At 60.8% G+C, this 16,666-nt stretch carries 16 protein-coding genes; 1 reads left to right on the top strand and 15 read right to left on the bottom strand.

The features are described 5' to 3' along the window. Nucleotides 1–90 precede the first annotated feature (90 nt). Nucleotides 91–552 carry an Lrp/AsnC family transcriptional regulator gene (locus AC1Z24_RS11895; protein ID WP_483745793.1) on the bottom strand — a complete coding sequence of 154 codons (462 nt, stop codon included), beginning with the start codon at nt 550–552 and terminating at the stop codon, nt 91–93. Nucleotides 553–765: 213 nt separating this feature from the next. On the opposite strand from AC1Z24_RS11895, the gene AC1Z24_RS11890 reads away from it, so the two are divergent. Next, nucleotides 766–1,917 carry an aminotransferase class V-fold PLP-dependent enzyme gene (locus AC1Z24_RS11890; RefSeq protein WP_483745792.1) on the top strand — a complete coding sequence of 384 codons (1,152 nt, stop codon included), beginning with the start codon at nt 766–768 and terminating at the stop codon, nt 1,915–1,917. A gap of 126 nt (nt 1,918–2,043) precedes the next feature. Here the strand turns inward: AC1Z24_RS11890 and AC1Z24_RS11885 are convergent, their stop codons facing one another. The 14 genes from AC1Z24_RS11885 to tssF all read right to left on the bottom strand — a co-directional run bounded on the left by AC1Z24_RS11885 (nt 2,044) and on the right by tssF (nt 16,664). After that, a complete protein-coding gene (locus AC1Z24_RS11885) occupies nt 2,044–2,628 on the bottom strand; it encodes a peroxidase-related enzyme (RefSeq protein WP_483745791.1) in 585 nt (194 codons plus the stop codon). After that, nucleotides 2,625–3,125, bottom strand: coding sequence for a CMD domain-containing protein (locus tag AC1Z24_RS11880; RefSeq protein ID WP_483745790.1), 501 nt, complete (start codon nt 3,123–3,125; stop codon nt 2,625–2,627). The genes AC1Z24_RS11885 and AC1Z24_RS11880 overlap by 4 nt, the downstream gene beginning before the upstream one ends. Nucleotides 3,126–3,264: 139 nt before the next feature. Then, entirely contained in the window at nt 3,265–4,833 is a 1,569-nt protein-coding gene (locus AC1Z24_RS11875) for an ABC transporter substrate-binding protein (RefSeq protein ID WP_483745789.1), read from the bottom strand. A gap of 51 nt (nt 4,834–4,884) precedes the next feature. Beyond that, nucleotides 4,885–5,895, bottom strand: a complete 1,011-nt coding sequence (locus tag AC1Z24_RS11870; protein ID WP_483745788.1) for an ABC transporter ATP-binding protein — start codon at nt 5,893–5,895, stop codon at nt 4,885–4,887. Beyond that, nucleotides 5,885–6,862 carry an ABC transporter ATP-binding protein gene (locus AC1Z24_RS11865; protein WP_483745787.1) on the bottom strand — a complete coding sequence of 326 codons (978 nt, stop codon included), beginning with the start codon at nt 6,860–6,862 and terminating at the stop codon, nt 5,885–5,887. The genes AC1Z24_RS11870 and AC1Z24_RS11865 overlap by 11 nt, the downstream gene beginning before the upstream one ends. Beyond that, nucleotides 6,859–7,764 carry an ABC transporter permease gene (locus tag AC1Z24_RS11860; RefSeq protein ID WP_483745786.1) on the bottom strand — a complete coding sequence of 302 codons (906 nt, stop codon included), beginning with the start codon at nt 7,762–7,764 and terminating at the stop codon, nt 6,859–6,861. Before AC1Z24_RS11860 ends, AC1Z24_RS11865 begins: the two co-directional genes overlap by 4 nt. Beyond that, a complete protein-coding gene (locus AC1Z24_RS11855) occupies nt 7,761–8,735 on the bottom strand; it encodes an ABC transporter permease (RefSeq protein WP_259109312.1) in 975 nt (324 codons plus the stop codon). Before AC1Z24_RS11855 ends, AC1Z24_RS11860 begins: the two co-directional genes overlap by 4 nt. Then, the gene (locus AC1Z24_RS11850; protein ID WP_483745785.1) at nt 8,732–10,192 is read right to left on the bottom strand and encodes a SidA/IucD/PvdA family monooxygenase; all 1,461 of its coding nucleotides are present in this window, start codon (nt 10,190–10,192) and stop codon (nt 8,732–8,734) included. The genes AC1Z24_RS11855 and AC1Z24_RS11850 overlap by 4 nt, the downstream gene beginning before the upstream one ends. Before the next feature lie 240 nt (nt 10,193–10,432). Further along, nucleotides 10,433–11,383: a LysR family transcriptional regulator gene (locus AC1Z24_RS11845; RefSeq protein ID WP_483745784.1), complete on the bottom strand. Its 951-nt coding sequence runs from the start codon at nt 11,381–11,383 to the stop codon at nt 10,433–10,435. A 344-nt stretch (nt 11,384–11,727) separates the two neighbouring features. Then, on the bottom strand, nt 11,728–12,870 hold the full coding sequence (locus AC1Z24_RS11840) for an OmpA family protein (RefSeq protein ID WP_483745783.1): 1,143 nt from the start codon (nt 12,868–12,870) through the stop codon (nt 11,728–11,730). Then, nucleotides 12,870–13,319 (bottom strand): type VI secretion system baseplate subunit TssE, encoded by a 450-nt coding sequence (gene tssE, locus AC1Z24_RS11835; RefSeq protein WP_483745782.1) that lies wholly within the window; start codon nt 13,317–13,319, stop codon nt 12,870–12,872. Before tssE ends, AC1Z24_RS11840 begins: the two co-directional genes overlap by 1 nt. 3 nt (nt 13,320–13,322) lie before the next feature. After that, nucleotides 13,323–13,859, bottom strand: coding sequence for a type VI secretion system lipoprotein TssJ (gene tssJ / locus AC1Z24_RS11830; RefSeq protein WP_483745781.1), 537 nt, complete (start codon nt 13,857–13,859; stop codon nt 13,323–13,325). Then, on the bottom strand, nt 13,840–14,931 hold the full coding sequence (gene tssG, locus AC1Z24_RS11825; protein ID WP_483745780.1) for a type VI secretion system baseplate subunit TssG: 1,092 nt from the start codon (nt 14,929–14,931) through the stop codon (nt 13,840–13,842). The genes tssJ and tssG overlap by 20 nt, the downstream gene beginning before the upstream one ends. Continuing rightward, nucleotides 14,895–16,664 (bottom strand): type VI secretion system baseplate subunit TssF, encoded by a 1,770-nt coding sequence (tssF, locus tag AC1Z24_RS11820; protein ID WP_483745779.1) that lies wholly within the window; start codon nt 16,662–16,664, stop codon nt 14,895–14,897. The genes tssG and tssF overlap by 37 nt, the downstream gene beginning before the upstream one ends. Nucleotides 16,665–16,666 lie beyond the last annotated feature (2 nt).

The following is a 16,666-nucleotide window of genomic DNA, read 5'->3' as shown; positions in this document are numbered from 1 at the left end:
GCAGGTTGATTCGATAAATTTTTATCGTCTGTGCTGCCGTCTTCCCGGCTAAAGCCGGTCCCACACTTGATCCCTGCTCCGGCCTGAACATCAGGCGGTGTAGTCCAACGGCAACGCCGTCGTGGACTTGATCTGCTCCATGGCAAAGCTGGAGCTGATATCGGTAATGCCCGCCAGTTCAATCAGGCGCTTGTACACCGAGTCGTACCCGGCGATATCCGGCACCACGATGCGCAGCAGGTAATCGGTATCCCCGGCCATGCGGTAACAGGCCACCACTTCGGGCAAGGTATCGATCAAGGCATGGAAACGCCCCAGCCAGTCGGCGTTGTGCTGGTTGGTACGAATCGCCGCGAAGACCGTCACCGCTACATTCAACTGTCGCGGGTCGAGCAAGGCCACGCGCTGGCGAATGATTCCCTGCTCTTCGAGCTTCTGCACCCGCCGCCAGCAGGCGGTACTGCCCAGGCCAATGGCGTCGGCGATCTCGGCGATAGGCCGGGTGCAGTCGGCCTGCAGGATGCTCAGGATGGCTTGATCGAACTTGTCCACGGCGACGCTCCGGAGGGTAAAAATGCGGCGGTTTCAGGGTTATGGCGATGAAGATAAACGGGCATCGGACCAATATGGAATTTAATTCCTTAAAATAGCCATTTAATAGAATGTAATTCGACAAAACCATCAATACTCCGTCGAGATATCAATTTTTTTTCAGCCCTACGCTAGTAATCTTTTTGCCATTACCGCTAGCCCAGGCCCCTGACCATGACCACCACTCCTTGTTACTTCGATTACGCCGCCACCACCCCGGTCGATGACCGCATCATCCCGCTGATGGTCGCCTGCCTCGGTCGCGAAGGTGTCTTCGGCAACCCGGCCTCCAGCTCCCACAGTTTTGGCAATCAGGCCCGCACCTGCGTCGAACTGGCTCGCCGCCAGGTCGCCGAACTGGTCGGCTGCGCCGCCGACGCCCTGGTCTGGACCTCGGGCGCCACCGAATCCAATAACCTCGCCATCAAGGGCCTGGCCGCGAGCAATCCTGCCGGCCACATCATCACCAGCGTGCTGGAACACAAGGCGGTGATCGATACCGTGCGCCAGTTGGAACAGGCCGGCCACCCGGTGACCTGGCTGCAACCGGGCAACGACGGTCTGATTCAGCCAGAGGCCGTGCGTCAGGCATTGCGCCCGGAGACCCTTCTGGTGTCGCTGATGCTGGTCAATAATGAAATCGGCACCACCACTGACATCGCCAGCATCGGCCAGATCGTCCGCGAGCACGGGGCGATTTTTCATGTCGATGCCGCCCAGGGCACCGGCAAGGTGGCGATCAATCTGAGCGAGCTGGCGGTGGACCTGATGTCGTTTTCGGCGCACAAGACCTACGGCCCGAAAGGTATCGGTGCGCTGTATTTCAACGAGCGGGCGCGACCGCTGCTGGCGGCGCAGATCCACGGTGGCGGACATGAGCAGGGCCTGCGTTCCGGCACCCTGGCGACCCACCAGATCGTCGGCATGGGCGCAGCCTTTGCCCTGGCCAGCGCCGAGATGCACGAGGAAAGCCAACGCATTGGCCAGCTGTCCCGGCAACTGCGCGACGGCCTGCTGCAATTGCCCGGCGTCAGCCTCAACGGCAGTCCCGAGCAACGCATCCCCCACACCCTGAACCTGTGCATCGACAGCCCCGGCTTCAACGCCATGAGCCTCGCTAATGACCTGGCTTTCTCCACCACATCGGCCTGCAACTCGGCGAGCAATGCGCCCTCACACGTGCTGCTGGCATTGGGCCTGAGCCCTGCACAGGCGTCGAGCAGCCTGCGCTTGAGCCTGGGGCGCTATACCCAGGCCGAAGATGTGCAGCGGGCAATTACCCTGATCGGGCAGAAGCTGACGGCGCCTGCCACGACCTTTTGGTAAGTCATGGCGCTGATTCGGTGGGACCGGCTTTAGCCGGGATGAGGTCGGTACAATCGCTGCATTTTTAATGCATGTACCGCCGCCTTCCCGGCTAAAGCCGGTCCCACAGGGTTCCCTCGGCAATCCCTATTCAGCAAACACCGGCTCACCCAGATTCAGCATCAGCCGGTTGGCCCAGGCAAAGATCGAGATCGCGTGAATCAGGTCGAGCACTTCTGCATCGCTCAGGCCCTGCTCACGCAATGGTTTGATCTGCTCGGGGCCGACCTCGGCAGGGTTCAAGGTCAGGTCGATGGAGAACTGCACGATGACCTTTTCCCGCGCAGTGGTGCCTGCCGTGTGGGGATCGGCGAAGACGTCGGCGATGACGTCATTGCGCTTGGCCAGTTGCTCGAAGCGCTGGGCGTGCACCGAGGCGCAGTACACGCAGCGGTTGATGCGTGAAACCACAGTGCTCGCCAGTTCGCGCTCGGCACGGGACAAACCGCCGGGTGCGTACATGATGGCGTTGAACGCCTGGGAACGCTGACGCAGGATATCCGGCTGATGGGCCAGGGTCAGGTAGTAGTCCGAGACCTTGGCCTTGGGATGGCTCTCTTCCAGCACGGCAATCTGCTCCGGCGTGGCGCTGGCCAGGTCAATCTTCGGCAGCCAGGCCTTCCAGCCCAACTCTTCACTGGTGAAACCGTTGCTGCGAATCGGCTCGCTCATGACTGGGCTCCTTGCAATGCGCTGAGTCCGGCAAGCAAGCGCGTCTGGTAAGAAAGATAGGCGATCAACTGGGCCAGTACGACGATCTCCGTAGTCGCCAGGCCAGCATCCTGCAATAACTTCAGGGCGCTCTGATCACCCTCGACCGGCGACAGAATAAGGGTCCGGGTAAAACCCAGAATCGCCCGCAGGCGCTGATCGGCCAGGGCCTGAAGGCTGTCGTTTTGAATAGTCGCCAACACGTGCGGGGCGACACCCCGGCCTTGCAACTGTTGCAGGTAGTGCTCGGCGAGGGCTGTTTGCGGGGTCAGGCTGGCAGCGTACAACGCCACCGCCAGGCGCTCGACCAGGGTCAAGTCGCCGGGCAAGTCCTCGGCGAAGAACAGCTCATGGCTGCCCTGGGTCGCGGCCACGACCTTGTCCCGGGCATGGCGCACGCTGTGCAAAGGGGCCGGGGCAGCAAGCCCCAGCAGATTGTCGATCAGATCGGTGCTCATTGTGGGTCCTGTCGTAAGGCCTGTAGGAGCGGCTTTAGCCGCGAGATTGCCCTCCCGGCTAAAGCCGGTCCTACGGTCCTGTGTGTGTGTGTTGCCGCGCGACAGCGTAGTGTCAGAGGCGTGTCTTGAATTCAGAAGATCAAGGTTGCACGGTAACCATGCTCGCCGTAGTACGGTCGCTGACCAGCGGCTGGACTTTCAGGCCTTTGCGCGCCGCCCAGATGTTCTGGTAATGGAACAGCGGGATGATGCCGACGTCCTCGCTGACCACCTTGACCGACTCCTGCAGGATGGCCCGGCGTTTTTCCTCATCAAACTCGGCGGTGGACTGGGCCAGGGCCTGGTCCACCAGCGGGTTACTGTAGTGACCCCAGTTCGAGGCGCCCTGGCCTTTGGCGCTGTCCACGGTGCTGAGGATATTGGTCAGGGCATAGGCCGCTTCGCCAGTGCCATTGCCCCAGGCAATCACGCTGACCGCCAGTTCGTTCTTGTTCGCCTTGCCTGCATAGACCGCCCACGGCAGCACTTCCAGCTGCACCTTGACGCCGATCCGCGACCAGAACTGCGCCACCGCCTGCATCGCTTCCGGCGCCTGCGGGTAACGGTCACCCGGTACGTGCACGGTCAACTGGAAACCGTCAGGAAAGCCCGCTTCAGCCAGCAGTTCCTTGGCCTTTTTCGGGTCATAGGGAATGTTCTTGATGGCCGGGTTGTAGCCAAAGGTGTTGGCCGGCATCCACTGATTGGCCTCGGTCACCGTGCCTTGCATGATGCGCTCGTCGATGGCCTGGCGATTGATCGCCAGGGACAACGCCTTGCGTACGCGCAGGTCACGCAGCGGGTTTTCGGCCAGCGGCTTGCCGGCGTTGTCACGAATGAACTCGTTGGGGCCTTCGCGGAAGCTAGGCTGAATCAGCAACGCGCGCAGCCCCTGATAAGCGAAGACGCTGACGTTCGGGCTCTTGCGCAAACGCTCCACGTCAGTCGGCGAGACCTTGTCGATCACGTCGACGTCACCGGCCAGCAACGCGGCGGTACGGCTGGAGGCATTGGGCACGAAGCGGTAATCGACCTTGTCCCAGGTCGCCTTGGCACCCCAGTAGTCGTTGTTGCGCTCGAAGATGGTGCGGTCGCCCGGCACATAGGAGACGAAACGATAGGCGCCAGTGCCGACCATGGCCTTGCCCGAGTTGTAGTCGGCGCTGCTGGCGGTGGCGCCGACGTGGCGGCTGACGATGTAGATCGAGTCGATGTCCGGCAGCAGGTTGGCGTTGGGTGCACGGGTCTTGACGATCAGGGTGTGGGCATCCTTGGCCTGGGCCGATTCGACGGTGCGCAACGCGCCGGCGTAGGAGGCAACGCTGCCCGGCACACTGCGCGCGCGTTCGAAGGAGAACACGAAGTCATCGGCGGTCAGTGGCACGCCGTCCTGCCATTTGACGTCCTCGCGCAGGTCGAACTGCCAGGTCTTGTCGTCCAGCACTTTCCAGCTTTTGATCAGGCCCGGCAGCGTGCGGTCATCGTGACGGTTGACCAGGGATTCGAAGGCATGGATGGCCACCGAGCGGTCACCGGCATAGTTGTTCAGCTGCGGGTCCAGGGAGGAAATCGGATCGGCGAAGGCGATGCGCAGGTCTTGCGCGGCTGCGGTACCGGCCGCGAGGATCAGGGCCGAGGCCAACAGCGATCGTACAAATACAGGTTTCATGGGTCGTTCCTTGCACGCAATGGCATGACGGGCTGCTTGCCCGCGGCTTGGTTAGTCGTTGAGGTGGCAGGCGCTCAGGTGGTTGGGTGCAACCTCCCGGAGCGTTGGAACTTCCTCGCGGCAGCGCGCCGTGGCATGCGGGCAGCGAGGATGAAAATGACACCCGGCGGGCGGGTTCAGCGGGCTGGGGATTTCCCCTTGGATCGCGTCATAACGGCTACTGCGAACATCGAAACGCGGAATCTGCGCCAGCAGCGCCTGGGTATAGGGATGATTGGCGCGGGCGAACAGATCATCGACCGTGGCGCTTTCCACCACGCGCCCCAGGTACATCACCACCACACGGTCGCAAAGGTGCTCGACCACACCCAGATCATGGCTGATGAACAGGTAGGTCAGGCCCAGCTCATCGCGCAGGTCCATGAACAGATTGAGAATCTGCGCCTGAATCGACACATCCAGCGCCGCCACTGATTCATCGCAGACCAGCAGTTGCGGCTGCACGGCCAGGGCCCGGGCGATGCCGATGCGCTGGCGCTGACCGCCGCTGAACTGATGCGGATAACGCTGACGCAATTGCGGGCTGAGCCCGGCGCGTTGCAGCTGGGCGCTGACGTAATCGTCGAACCCGGCCTTGTCGGTCAGGCCATGGAGCAAGGCGCCTTCGCCGACGATGCGGTCAACGCGCAGGCGTGGATTGAGGCTGGCGGACGGGTCCTGGAAGATCATCTGGATCTGCAGGCGTACGGCCTGACGCTCGGCAACGCTGAGGCTGTCGAGGGGCTTGCCATTGACCGACGCCGTACCGGACGACACCGGCAGCAGCCCGGCGACCATGCGCCCGAGGGTCGACTTGCCGCAACCGGACTCCCCCACCAGTCCCACCACTTCACCGCGCTGAATGCGCAGGTCGACGCGGTCGACGGCATGGGTCACAGGCTTTGGCCGAGCCAGATGCAGACGCTGTAAAAGGCGTTGCGCCGCAGTGTTGTCAGCCGCCTTGCCGAAGGTCTTGCTGACCTGTTGCAGCTCGACGATAGGGCTCGAATGATCAGCGCGCATCGGCAGCTCCCGGATGAAAACAGCGGACCAGACGGCCGGGTTCGATTTCCTGCATCTGCGGCTCTTGCGCACACATCTTTGAAGCCCGGCTGCAACGGGCGGCGAAGGCGCAACCCACCGGCATTGCCAACAGATTCGGCGCCATGCCGGGAATCTGCCGCAAGCGTTGTCCGCGTTTATTGCGGCTCGGCAGACTGTCGATCAGGCCTTGGGTGTAAGGGTGTTGCGGGCGGTCGAGAACCTCATCAACGCTGCCCTGCTCGACGATCTGCCCGGCATACATCACCGCAATATCGTCGGCCAGCCCGGCTACGACTGACAGATCGTGGGTGATCCAGATCAGCGAGGTGCCTTGCTGGCGCACCAGCTTCTGTACTTCACTAAGGATCTGCGCCTGAATGGTCACGTCCAGAGCGGTGGTCGGCTCGTCAGCGATGATCAGGTCCGGCGCATGCAGCAAGGCAATGGCAATCGCCACACGCTGGCGCATGCCACCAGACAGCTGGTGCGGGTAGGAACGCAGGCGCTCGTCGGGGCTGGCAATACCGACCAGGCCCAGGGTGCGGCTGGCATGCTCGCGGGCTTCGCGTTTGCTCATGGATGAATGAGCACGCACGGCCTCGATCATTTGCGTATCGACGCGCAGCACCGGGTTGAGGGTCATCATCGGGTCCTGAAAGACCATGGCGATGCGATTGCCCTGCAACTCGCGCAATTGACCCGACGCCAGTTTCGTCAGATCGCGGCCCTGAAACAGCACTTCACCGCCGCTGATGCGCCCCGGCTCATCGACCAGACCGAGAATGGAAAAACCAGTCACCGATTTGCCCGAACCGGACTCGCCAACCAGCCCGAGGATTCGCCCTGGTTGCAGATGCAGAGACACCCCGCGTACCGCAGGCAGCACACCGGCATGGGTATAAAACGACGTGCACAGATTGCGCACCTCAAGAGTCGGCTGGCTCATCGCTGCAACCTCGGGTTCAGGACATCACGCAGACGATCGCCCACCAGATTGATGGCGACAATGGTCAGCAGCAGCGCCAATCCGGGGAACACGCTGATCCAGTATTCATTGCTGAGCATGTACTGAAAGCCGTTGGCGATCAGCAGGCCCAGGGACGGCTCGGTAATCGGCACGCCCAGGCCAAGGAAAGACAAGGTGGCTTCCAGGGTGATGGCCCGGGCGATCTGCAAGGCACCGATGACAATCAGCGGCGGCAGACAGTTGGGCAGAATATGCCCGACCACGATGCGCCACGGACCAACGCCCTGCCCCCGCGCCGCATCGACGTACTCACGACGGCTTTCGGTCAGTGCCTGGCCACGGGCAGTGCGGGCGTAGTAAGCCCACTCCAGCACCACCAGGGTCAGCATCACATTGCCCACACCCTTGCCCAGCCAGGCGAGGATCATCAGGGCCATGAGGATCACCGGGAAGGACAACAGCAAATCCACCAGACGCATGATCAACGCATCGACCCAGCCACCCACGTAGGCCGACAGCAGCCCGAGCAAGGTGCCGATCACCGCCGCAATCAGCGCTGAACCGATGCCGACCCACAAGCTGATCCGCAGCCCGTAGATAATCGCCGACAACAGGTCACGACCCTGGCCATCAGTGCCCAGCCAATAGGTGTAACCGGCGTCCATATTCGGGCTGCCCGGCGCCAGACGCGCATCGAGCACGTTGAGCTGCATCAGATCGTAAGGGTTTTGCGCGACGATCCAGGGCGCCAGCAAGGCCAGCAGGATAATCAGCACTAACAGCGCCAGACCGCCCACGGCCACCGGCGAGCGACTGAACTCATTGACCACCCGACGCCACGGCGACTGCGCCTTGAGTGGGACGGTTTCGACGGCGCTCATCGGCTCGCCTCCACACGCACACGGGGGTCGAGCAGGTAATACAGGCTGTCGACGATCAGATTAAGCACCACGAAAATCACCACGACCACCATCAGATAAGCCACCACCACCGGCCGGTCCAGGGTGTTGATGCTGTCCAGAATCAGCTTGCCAGCACCGGGCCAGGCGAAAATACTCTCGGTCACCACCGCATAGGCGATGGTCGACCCCAGCTCCATGGCCAGTACCGTGACCAGGGGAATCATGCTGTTGCGCATCACATGCATCAGCATCACCCGCGCAGGCGTCAGGCCCTTGGCCCGGGCAAAGCGCACGTATTCCTGCGGCAGCACTTCGCGCACACCGGCACGGGTCAGGCGCAGCACCAGGGAAAACTTGAACAGCGCCAGATTGAGTGCGGGCAGCAGCAAATGCTGCAGGCCATCCAGGGTCAGGAACGACCATTGGATACCGAACAACTCACGGGTATCGCCGCGCCCACTGGCAGGCAGCCAGCCGAGCTTGATGGAGAACAGCATGATCATCATCAGCGCCACCCAGAACGCCGGCAGGGAGAAGCCGACAATGCTGCCCGCCATCAGCAGGCGCGACAGCGGATGGTCCGGGTAACTGCCGGCAAACATGCCCAGGGGCACGCCAAGGACGACCGCCAGCAACATGGCACTGAACGCCAGCTCAAAGGTGGCCGGCAGGCGCTGCATGATCAGGCGCATGGCGTCTTCGTGATAAACGAAGCTCTGACCGAGATTGCCGTGCAGCGCGCCCTGTACAAACAGCAGGTATTGCTGCCACAGCGGTTTGTCCAGGCCCAGATGGGCAATGGCCTGCAAGCGCTCGGCCTGGTTGAGGTCTTCGCCGACCAGAATATCCATGGGGTTGCCGATGGCGTTAAGACCGACGAACACCACCAGGGTCATGACCAGCACCACCAGCAACGACTGGCTGATGCGCCGTACCGCCCAACCGATCATCCGCGCAACTCTTCGAGCGTAGGCTGGGCCACCACCCACTCATCACCCAGCAGCTCGGGCTCGGCATAGTTCTGCATGGCGGTGAAATGCTGCTCGATGTCCTCGTTGAACAATTGCCCGGTCAGGCCGTGGGCCAGGCGCTTGGCACCTTCGCTGATGGCCGGGATATCCCCCGAGACGGCGCCGTAGCTCAGGGCTGCCGGGTAGTTGAAGCAGTGGATCTTGCCGATACCCGGGCAGGCGCCGGGAGTTTTCTCCTGAAATTCGAAACAGGTACCCAGGTCCGGCAACTCGGCCAACTCGGCGTCGAACTCATCGGCAGGCGGGGTGAAGCGAGCGCTCCAGGTCTGGATATGCCGGGCAAAGCTGGCGAATTCCGGACGCAAGGCAAAGTCGGTACGAAAGCCCGTAGCGAAGACCAGAAAATCGTACTCCAGCCTGGCATTGGGCGTATTCAGCACAATGGCGCCTGCCGGATCGAGGCTCGCCGAGACAATCGGACTGTTGAGCAGGAAACGTGAATTCGCTGCACGCGACACACGTTGGGTGCTGCCCCGTGGCGGCGGCACCTGCTGCGCATTGAGATAGCGACGGATGCGCCACTTCCAGGCATCCGGCAGGCGCCAGTAGCCGTGGGTCATGCCAGGATTGCCGGCGCCCTTGCCCTTGTTGACCCGTGGCAGGTCAGCGCGGCGAACCAACAGATCAACCCGCGCGGCACCGGCCTCCAGGGCAGTCGCAGCACTGTCCATCGCCGAGGCTCCGCCACCGATAACGCCGACGCGCTTGCCGACAAACCAATCGTCCTGCAGGCCGTCCGCCGAATGCGCCCAGAGCTCGTAGGGCAGGTCTTTGGCGAACTCCGGCACCCAGGGCCCACCCAAGCCATCACGGCCGGTGGCCAGCACGACATGACGGGCCAGCACCGTACGGGTCTGCCCGTCGTGAACCAGATCCAGCTCGACCAGCTCATCGGCCCGCGGCTGAACCCGGCTGACCCGGGTGTCGTTGTGCACATCCAGATTCAGCACCTGGCGATACCAGCGCAGGTACTCGGCCCATTGCAGGCGCGGGATCTTGTCCAGGGCAGCCCATTGCGCCTGACCGAACTGCGCCTTGAACCACGCCTGAAAAGTCAGCGCTGGCAGCCCCAGCGCCGGGCCGGTCAGTTGCTTGGGCGAACGCAGGGTTTCCATGCGCGCCGTCGTCGCCCAAGGGCCTTCGAAACCGGCTGGCGCCTGATCAAAAATACTTGCGGTCACCCCCAGATTGCGCAACTGCGCCGACAACGCCAACCCGGCCATGCCGCCACCGATAATCGCCACATCCAGCGTTGCCTGGCCGTCACTCAAACGCGGCTTGACCCAGGGGTTGGCGGGCAGCTCCAGCCACTCCATATCCTGGCGCAGGCGTTGTTCCAGTGCAGCGAGGCCGATGGGGGCGTTAAGGTCAGACATGGGCAGGTACTCGGAATGGCGATCAGGGAATGGCCCCGATCTTTATTCAAAAAACGCTCCAAAACCTCAATAAATGAATTCATAAAGGCCATGAATGCGAAAAATGAATACTAAAAGGTGTTTTTTATTCCGACAACTTCCGTAAAGGCATATTGATAGAACCGATTGTGATAAGCGGTATCGCGCCTGCTTTCAGACGCGCACCGTTATGCAGCAAAAATGCTAATGAGGGGATGGGGCTTATTCAGCGTAGATGCTCTGCAACAACGCATCATGATCACTGGGCGGATGCATGATCATGTTCGGTAGCAACTCCTGGGCTGAAGCAGCCAGCTCCTGAATCAGTGCCTGGGTCACTTCCGACAACGGATGGGCAAAGGCCGAGATCAAGCCAAAGAAGAACGGGATGTTGCAGGCAATCGGCCGCACCACCACGCCCTCCAAGGGGACGCCCGTTGCCGTGAAGGGATCGACCATCGCGACCCCGAGGCCGACACGCGCCATCTGCATGGCAATCAACGAGGTGTTGGTGTCGAACATGTTCGGCGCCTGCAGGCCAAGATCGTGGAACGCCTTGTCGATGCGGCGGCGAAAGCGGAATGGATTGGACATGGTCACCAGATCCTGCCGGGCCAGCAACTCCATGGGCAGCACCGCGTGTTCGGCCAGGGGTGAGTCGGCAGCCAGTACCGCCACGCAAGGCGCCTCGCCGATCCAGTGGATATCCAGGCCGCGATGTTCAGTGGGCAGGCTGACGGCACCCAGATCCATGGTCTTGGATAACACCGCCTGCACCACGTTTTCCGGAGTCATGCTCTGCAACTGGATCTGCTGCGGGCGCAACCCGACGGGCAGTCGCGACAAAGCCAGGGGCAACAACCCGGTAGCCAGGGCCGTAATGGCCACCAGCTTGATCTGGCGATTCTCGTCCTGAGCCAGGTGCTGGGCGCGCTGGCGAATATTGCGAATTCCCAGCAGCGCGCTCTCCACCTCGGCATACATGGCAAAGGCCTTCTGCGTCGGCGTAACCTTGGGCCCGCTGCGCTCGAACAGGGCAAAGCCCAGTTCCTGCTCCAGCTCCTGGATCACCCGCGTGACCGAGGGTTGCGAACGGCCGAGCATTTTCCCCGCCGCAGTGACACTGCCTGCCGACATCACCGCGGCAAAGGCTTCGAGTTGACGCAGATCCATAGACACGCCTTGCAAGAAAGTAACGGGACCGGCCGACCGGCTTACCCTGAAATCGCCCACCAGTCTACACGCAGCTATCCACAACTATGGAAGCCGATCAAATTGCCACCATGCCTCCGGCATGCTGTAGATCATGCATTTTTAGTTGAAAAAACTCGTTGACAATCAATACTTTCAAATCAGAAAACGCAATTGATCACTTTTTGATCAACCGGGTAAAAACCATGAAAAGCGTGGCATTCAGAGAGTTATCCACAGAGATACTCAAGGTTTTCGTGGACAACTCTGGTGACGAAGCAGCGGCGAAAAAATCATAACCGCTTACCAATATGCCAAGGCCGACATTAACAAGCCACGTGCGGCATCAGACGAATATCGATACGACGATTGGCGGCTCGCCCTGCCTCACTTTCATTACTGGCTATGGGCTGCCTGTCGGCAACCCCCTGGATGGCAAAGCAGCGCTCCGCAATTTCACCCATGCGTTGCATCCAGTCGCGTACCGCCATCGCCCGGGCTTGTGACAGATGCAGATTCTGTGTGGTATCCCCCGTGGTGTCGCTATGCCCGGTGATGACAATCAGCTTGTTCGGCCGGGCTTTGATTTCGGCCAGGGTATTGATAAGTGACCGTGTCGAATCGGGCTTGATCTCGGCGCTGCCGGGGGTGAACAGGTGCAGGCTGTACAGTTGCACAGGCTCGGCAGGCGGGGGCTGGCGTTGGAACAGGCTCGCCTGACGAGATATTTCGTGGCCGTCGCTATCCGCCAGCCATCCCCACCAGGCAACCCCGCCGGCCAGCAATATTGTGGCTACCGTTGCGCCAAGCCATACAGCGATTTTCCGTTTTCTTGGCCGGAACGCTTCGGGCGGCGGCGCAGCAGGCAGGATGATAATGGGGGCAACAAGGGCAGGTTCAGGGCCTCGCAATATGGGCCGCGCACTCTGTATCAGGCCCAAGGGTTGCTCTTGGCGCTGAATCAGACTGGCCAGTTGCTGACGCACAACCTCAAGCATCAGCAACGGTTCCTGGATCTGGCGCGCCAACTGCCCGCTCAATCGCTCAAGCCCGACACTCAGATGAGCAAGCACTGACAGATTCCAGGCGTGGACCTCCAGGCCTCGCAGCAGCGGCTGTAGTTGCGCAAATAACCAGGCCAGACAATCCAGGCGCTCCGACGCTGCTGCGGGCCACAGGCTCGACCATTCGCCAACCAACGCTTCGATCATCATGACGCTTTGCGTCATGCCTTCCAGGCCATGAAGATGACTGCGAGCCAATGTGTAAGCAGCCACGCTCTGCAACTCCGCGCCATTCTTGCTGAACAACACCAGACACAGCTGCTCCACAATGACCCAGTCAATATCCGGGCAAGCCGGATGATTCAACTTTGCCAGCTCCTCGCTCAGCGTCTTGAACTCACTGAAACCGCGCGGATCGCCACCTACGCGCACACGCATCTCGAACAACCTCGGAACATCGGTCATCATCGGCTTCCTGGCTTGGGCAGGTAGTTCTGCTGTTTCAGGTGACGGACCAATACCTTGCCCTCGGGGCTCAGGCTGGTACCGAACATCACCTTCTGACCACTCTTGAGTTGTACGTCCACGGCGTACTCCAGATGCCCCGGCATCACCTGCGGCAACAAGTCGATATCCAGCGCCGCCAGGCGTGGCTCGTATTTGAGCAGGGTCTGGCGCATGGTTGTCATCAGCGCATGGGCGCTTGCGGGCAGGCCCTGCAGAATGCCGCTCATGGCTGGCAGACCGTAATCGGGCAAATGACTGAGCGTGCCTTCGCGGCTATTGAGGATGCGTTGCATATTGTCCAGCACCGACAAGGTGTACTGGTCCTGCTCATCGACCTGGTGCAGCTCCAGTTCGCCATTGAAGTTCTGCAATAGGGTTTCGTAGAGCGATGGGTTGAGATCGGGCATGCACTACTCCTTGACCAGCGGGCGCAGGGTCAAGCGGTTATCGCCGAGTTCGATCATGCGGGCGCGATCCGGGTGCAGGTCATCACGGGTCAGGGTCAGGCGCCAGGTGTTGGACTGGATATCAGGTTCGCGGAACAGGCCCACCACGGCGACGACCTGGGCGTCCTTGTCCAACGACACATTCAACTGCGCGCCCTCGCCCGGTTTCACCAGCACGGCCCGCACATCGAGCAGATCACTATTGAGCTTGCTGTCGTCATTGCTCAGCAGGCTGTCATAGCTGGCGCGTTCGACTGCCTTGTCGCTACGCAACTGGTAGACCCGCACCAGGGTGGGTACGGTCAAGGCGTTCATATCCACCTCGTCGGTGTTCATCGCGATGCGGCTGCTCAGGTCCAGATGCAAGGTGTTTATCTGTTTGTAGAAAACTGCCTTGGCAGCAGAAGAGGTGCCGTCAGCGACGGTCTGGGTCAAACCGCAACCGGACAGTAGTAGCGCGAGGACCGCCACCCTCAATGGATTAAAAACGGCGTAAATCATGTTCCATTTCTCCTTCGTAGCACGGGCGATGCAGGCCCTGATAGCGGCCCATGTTGATCGTGATGGTGTCGTCCTCCTGCCAGGTGTCAGCGCCTGCGCCCAGGACCGCAGTCAGACCCAGCATGAGCGGCGCACGACTCAATACCGGTTCTGGCAGGCTGCGTACCGGCAAAGACAATTGAAGTTTTGCGGTACAACGCCAACCCAGATAAACCCGCAGCAGCACCAGAAGGTCGGTATGCAAATGGGCGCCCGGTAACCAGCCACGGGCTTCGTCTCGGTTTTCAGTGAACAGGGCCAAGTGCAACTGACTGTTGGCATCCTGCCCGCAGCTGCCCAATGGCAAGCCTTGGGACAGGCGCGCTGGATGAGCTGCGCACAGCCCGGCCGGACGCTTCAACACAACCCGCCGCGGCCAGTGCGCGGTGATGCGCGCTCTGGTATTGGGTGCTAAAAGCCTGACGAGCGCGGTAATACCTTCAGCGTTGCGAGTCGGAAGACGCATCACGCTGAGCAGCGCCAGGAAGCGCGACATGGGCGTGGCAATATGCTTGGCGGTGCCGGGGATCCCCAGACCAACCAGCCCCAACAGACACAGAGAGGTTTGATCAGTACCGCCCGCCTCGAACGACGCCGGATAGGAGTACTTGCGCCAGATGCGATAGAACTGGGTGAAGATCCGGTGGTTGAAAATATCGAGGAACGCCTCCAGGGCTTCATGGCCTTCGCGACGCTGGGCAATATCATCCAGATAGACTGTCGGCAACGGTGAATCGACGCCGTAAAGGCCGAGCAGACGGGTGCGTACCGTGGCAGGTTGGTGGGGTCGATTTTCGTCGAGTTCGATCGACTTAAGCTCTCCGGCGGGAAATCCCATGCCTGGGTCAGGCCGAAAGCGCACCACGTCGTCCATTGGACTTGCCGTGCTGCCCAAGGGTGGATGGCCGGGCTGCGCCTGCTCCAGCAGTTGGCAAAAACGGTACAGGTTGGCCTCGGCGACCCACCCTTGTAGCGTTCTCAGCAAACCGTCGGCTTTCAACCGGGAATTCGTTGACTGTGATTCTCGCTCCATCGCAGGCACCTCCCACTAGGTTGCAGGATCAAGGTGAGCTGGTTGAACAGGTGGATGTCCGCGTACAGGGCAAAGAAGCGACTGAGCATCTCGCCAAACAGGCTGATATCGCCATCGCCACTGAAACCATTGGCGTCCAGGGTTATTTCGATATCCACACCGCGCAGAAGAAAGCCCTTTTCGAAACGCTCGATCAAGTTGTGGTGTACCTCGACTATCGCCTCCAGACGCCGCCGATTCAGTTCAGAGCCGGTCCAGTCGTACAAGGCCAGCGTGCCGCGCAGCACCTCAGCGCTATCCATCATTGGCAGGAAGTTGGAACCCAGATGGCTAAGAACCCGCCAATGAAAGCGATCACGATTCGGCGGGTAGCACGGCAGGGTCGGCGCACATAGATTGCGTACCTGCAATCCGCCCTCGCAAGATCGCACGACGGTATCAAGCAAGGTGCTTTGCAGTGCCTTGCGCGGCAACTGGCCGTTGGTACCGGTCAAGTGCAACGACAGGCTGACGTTCTCGCGCAGATGGTCCTGATCAAACCCTTCACCGCCGAGAATCAGCCAGGTGTCATGCAATCCATCGGCACCACGTTTGAGGCGGGTATGGAAATATCGCTCGGGCGCCTCATCGCGCAGCATGCCGCCCTTATGGCGAAAGCTGGTGAATGGCACATAGTCCTGACGCTCGGCGTTTTTTGCAGAAGTGACCTGATCCACCGAATAGATTTCGATATGGCCATCCTGCAAGCGCACGGGCCTGAGCAAATAATCGGTCTGCAAAGGGTTCAGTATTATCGGGTCGGCATCCAGGTCGAACAGATTGATCACCGCAACACAGTGCAGGCGCAGATGTTCGGCGTTGAGGACAAAATCCCGCGGCCACGATCGACGCAACACCACCTCCAGCTCGAACCACGCCATGTCGGGTTTGATGCTCATCTGCTCAAGCCCATTGATAGCCACGAACATGAACTTTTCAGGAAAGGTGAAATATTCCAACAGCAGTTGATAGCCGCTGAAAGCACTATCACCCTTGGGCCACAGGCGATCTTCATCGCGAAATCCCTTGGCCGAGAAATGGCATTCCAACCGATTGCGGTCCGCCTCATCCGGCAGGCGAACATAAATGGCTTGAGCTTCAAGCGTCAGGGCCTGGTGCAGTGCGTTGGCCAGCGGCGCATCGGCGTTGATGTAAAGTGGTATATAACTCAGGTCAATCTGGTTCCAGGCTTGCATCGCACCGCGGCTAAAGCGCAGTCGGAGTCGAGAACGGCCGTCCGGTTCGTGTTCAACCCGCAGTAAATCCAGGGCAAGCGGACGCAACGCCAGGTCCTGAGTGGTGGTGTAGCGGCAACGCGTACGCTGCGGTCCAACGGGCTGCGACACGACTTCAAAGCCCCTGCCGAGCACCTCGCTGCGCTTCATCTGCGCGACATCCGGAGCGAGCTCGACAATCGATAGCGAAGGAATGGTGCGCAGATAATGCGGCCACAGGAGGCTGACCAACCCTTCGGTCAACTCCGGCAGATCATCATCAAGTTTCTCGCGCAGACGCCCCATCAAGAACGCAAAGCCCTCGAACAAGCGCTCCACGTAAGGATCCTGGGCGCCGGGCTTGTCCAGATTCAACTGTGCGGCGCGTTCCGGAAAGGCTTGCGCGAACTCTTTGCCAGCCTCACGCAAATAGCGCATCTCGGCATCGAAATAGCGCAGTGTCAGATTATCGTCGTCCATCA

The organism is Pseudomonas sp. JL23, from assembly GCF_056933585.1.
The sequence above is the reverse complement of the archived record's forward strand: the minus strand, read 5'-3'. Positions and strand labels throughout refer to the sequence as shown.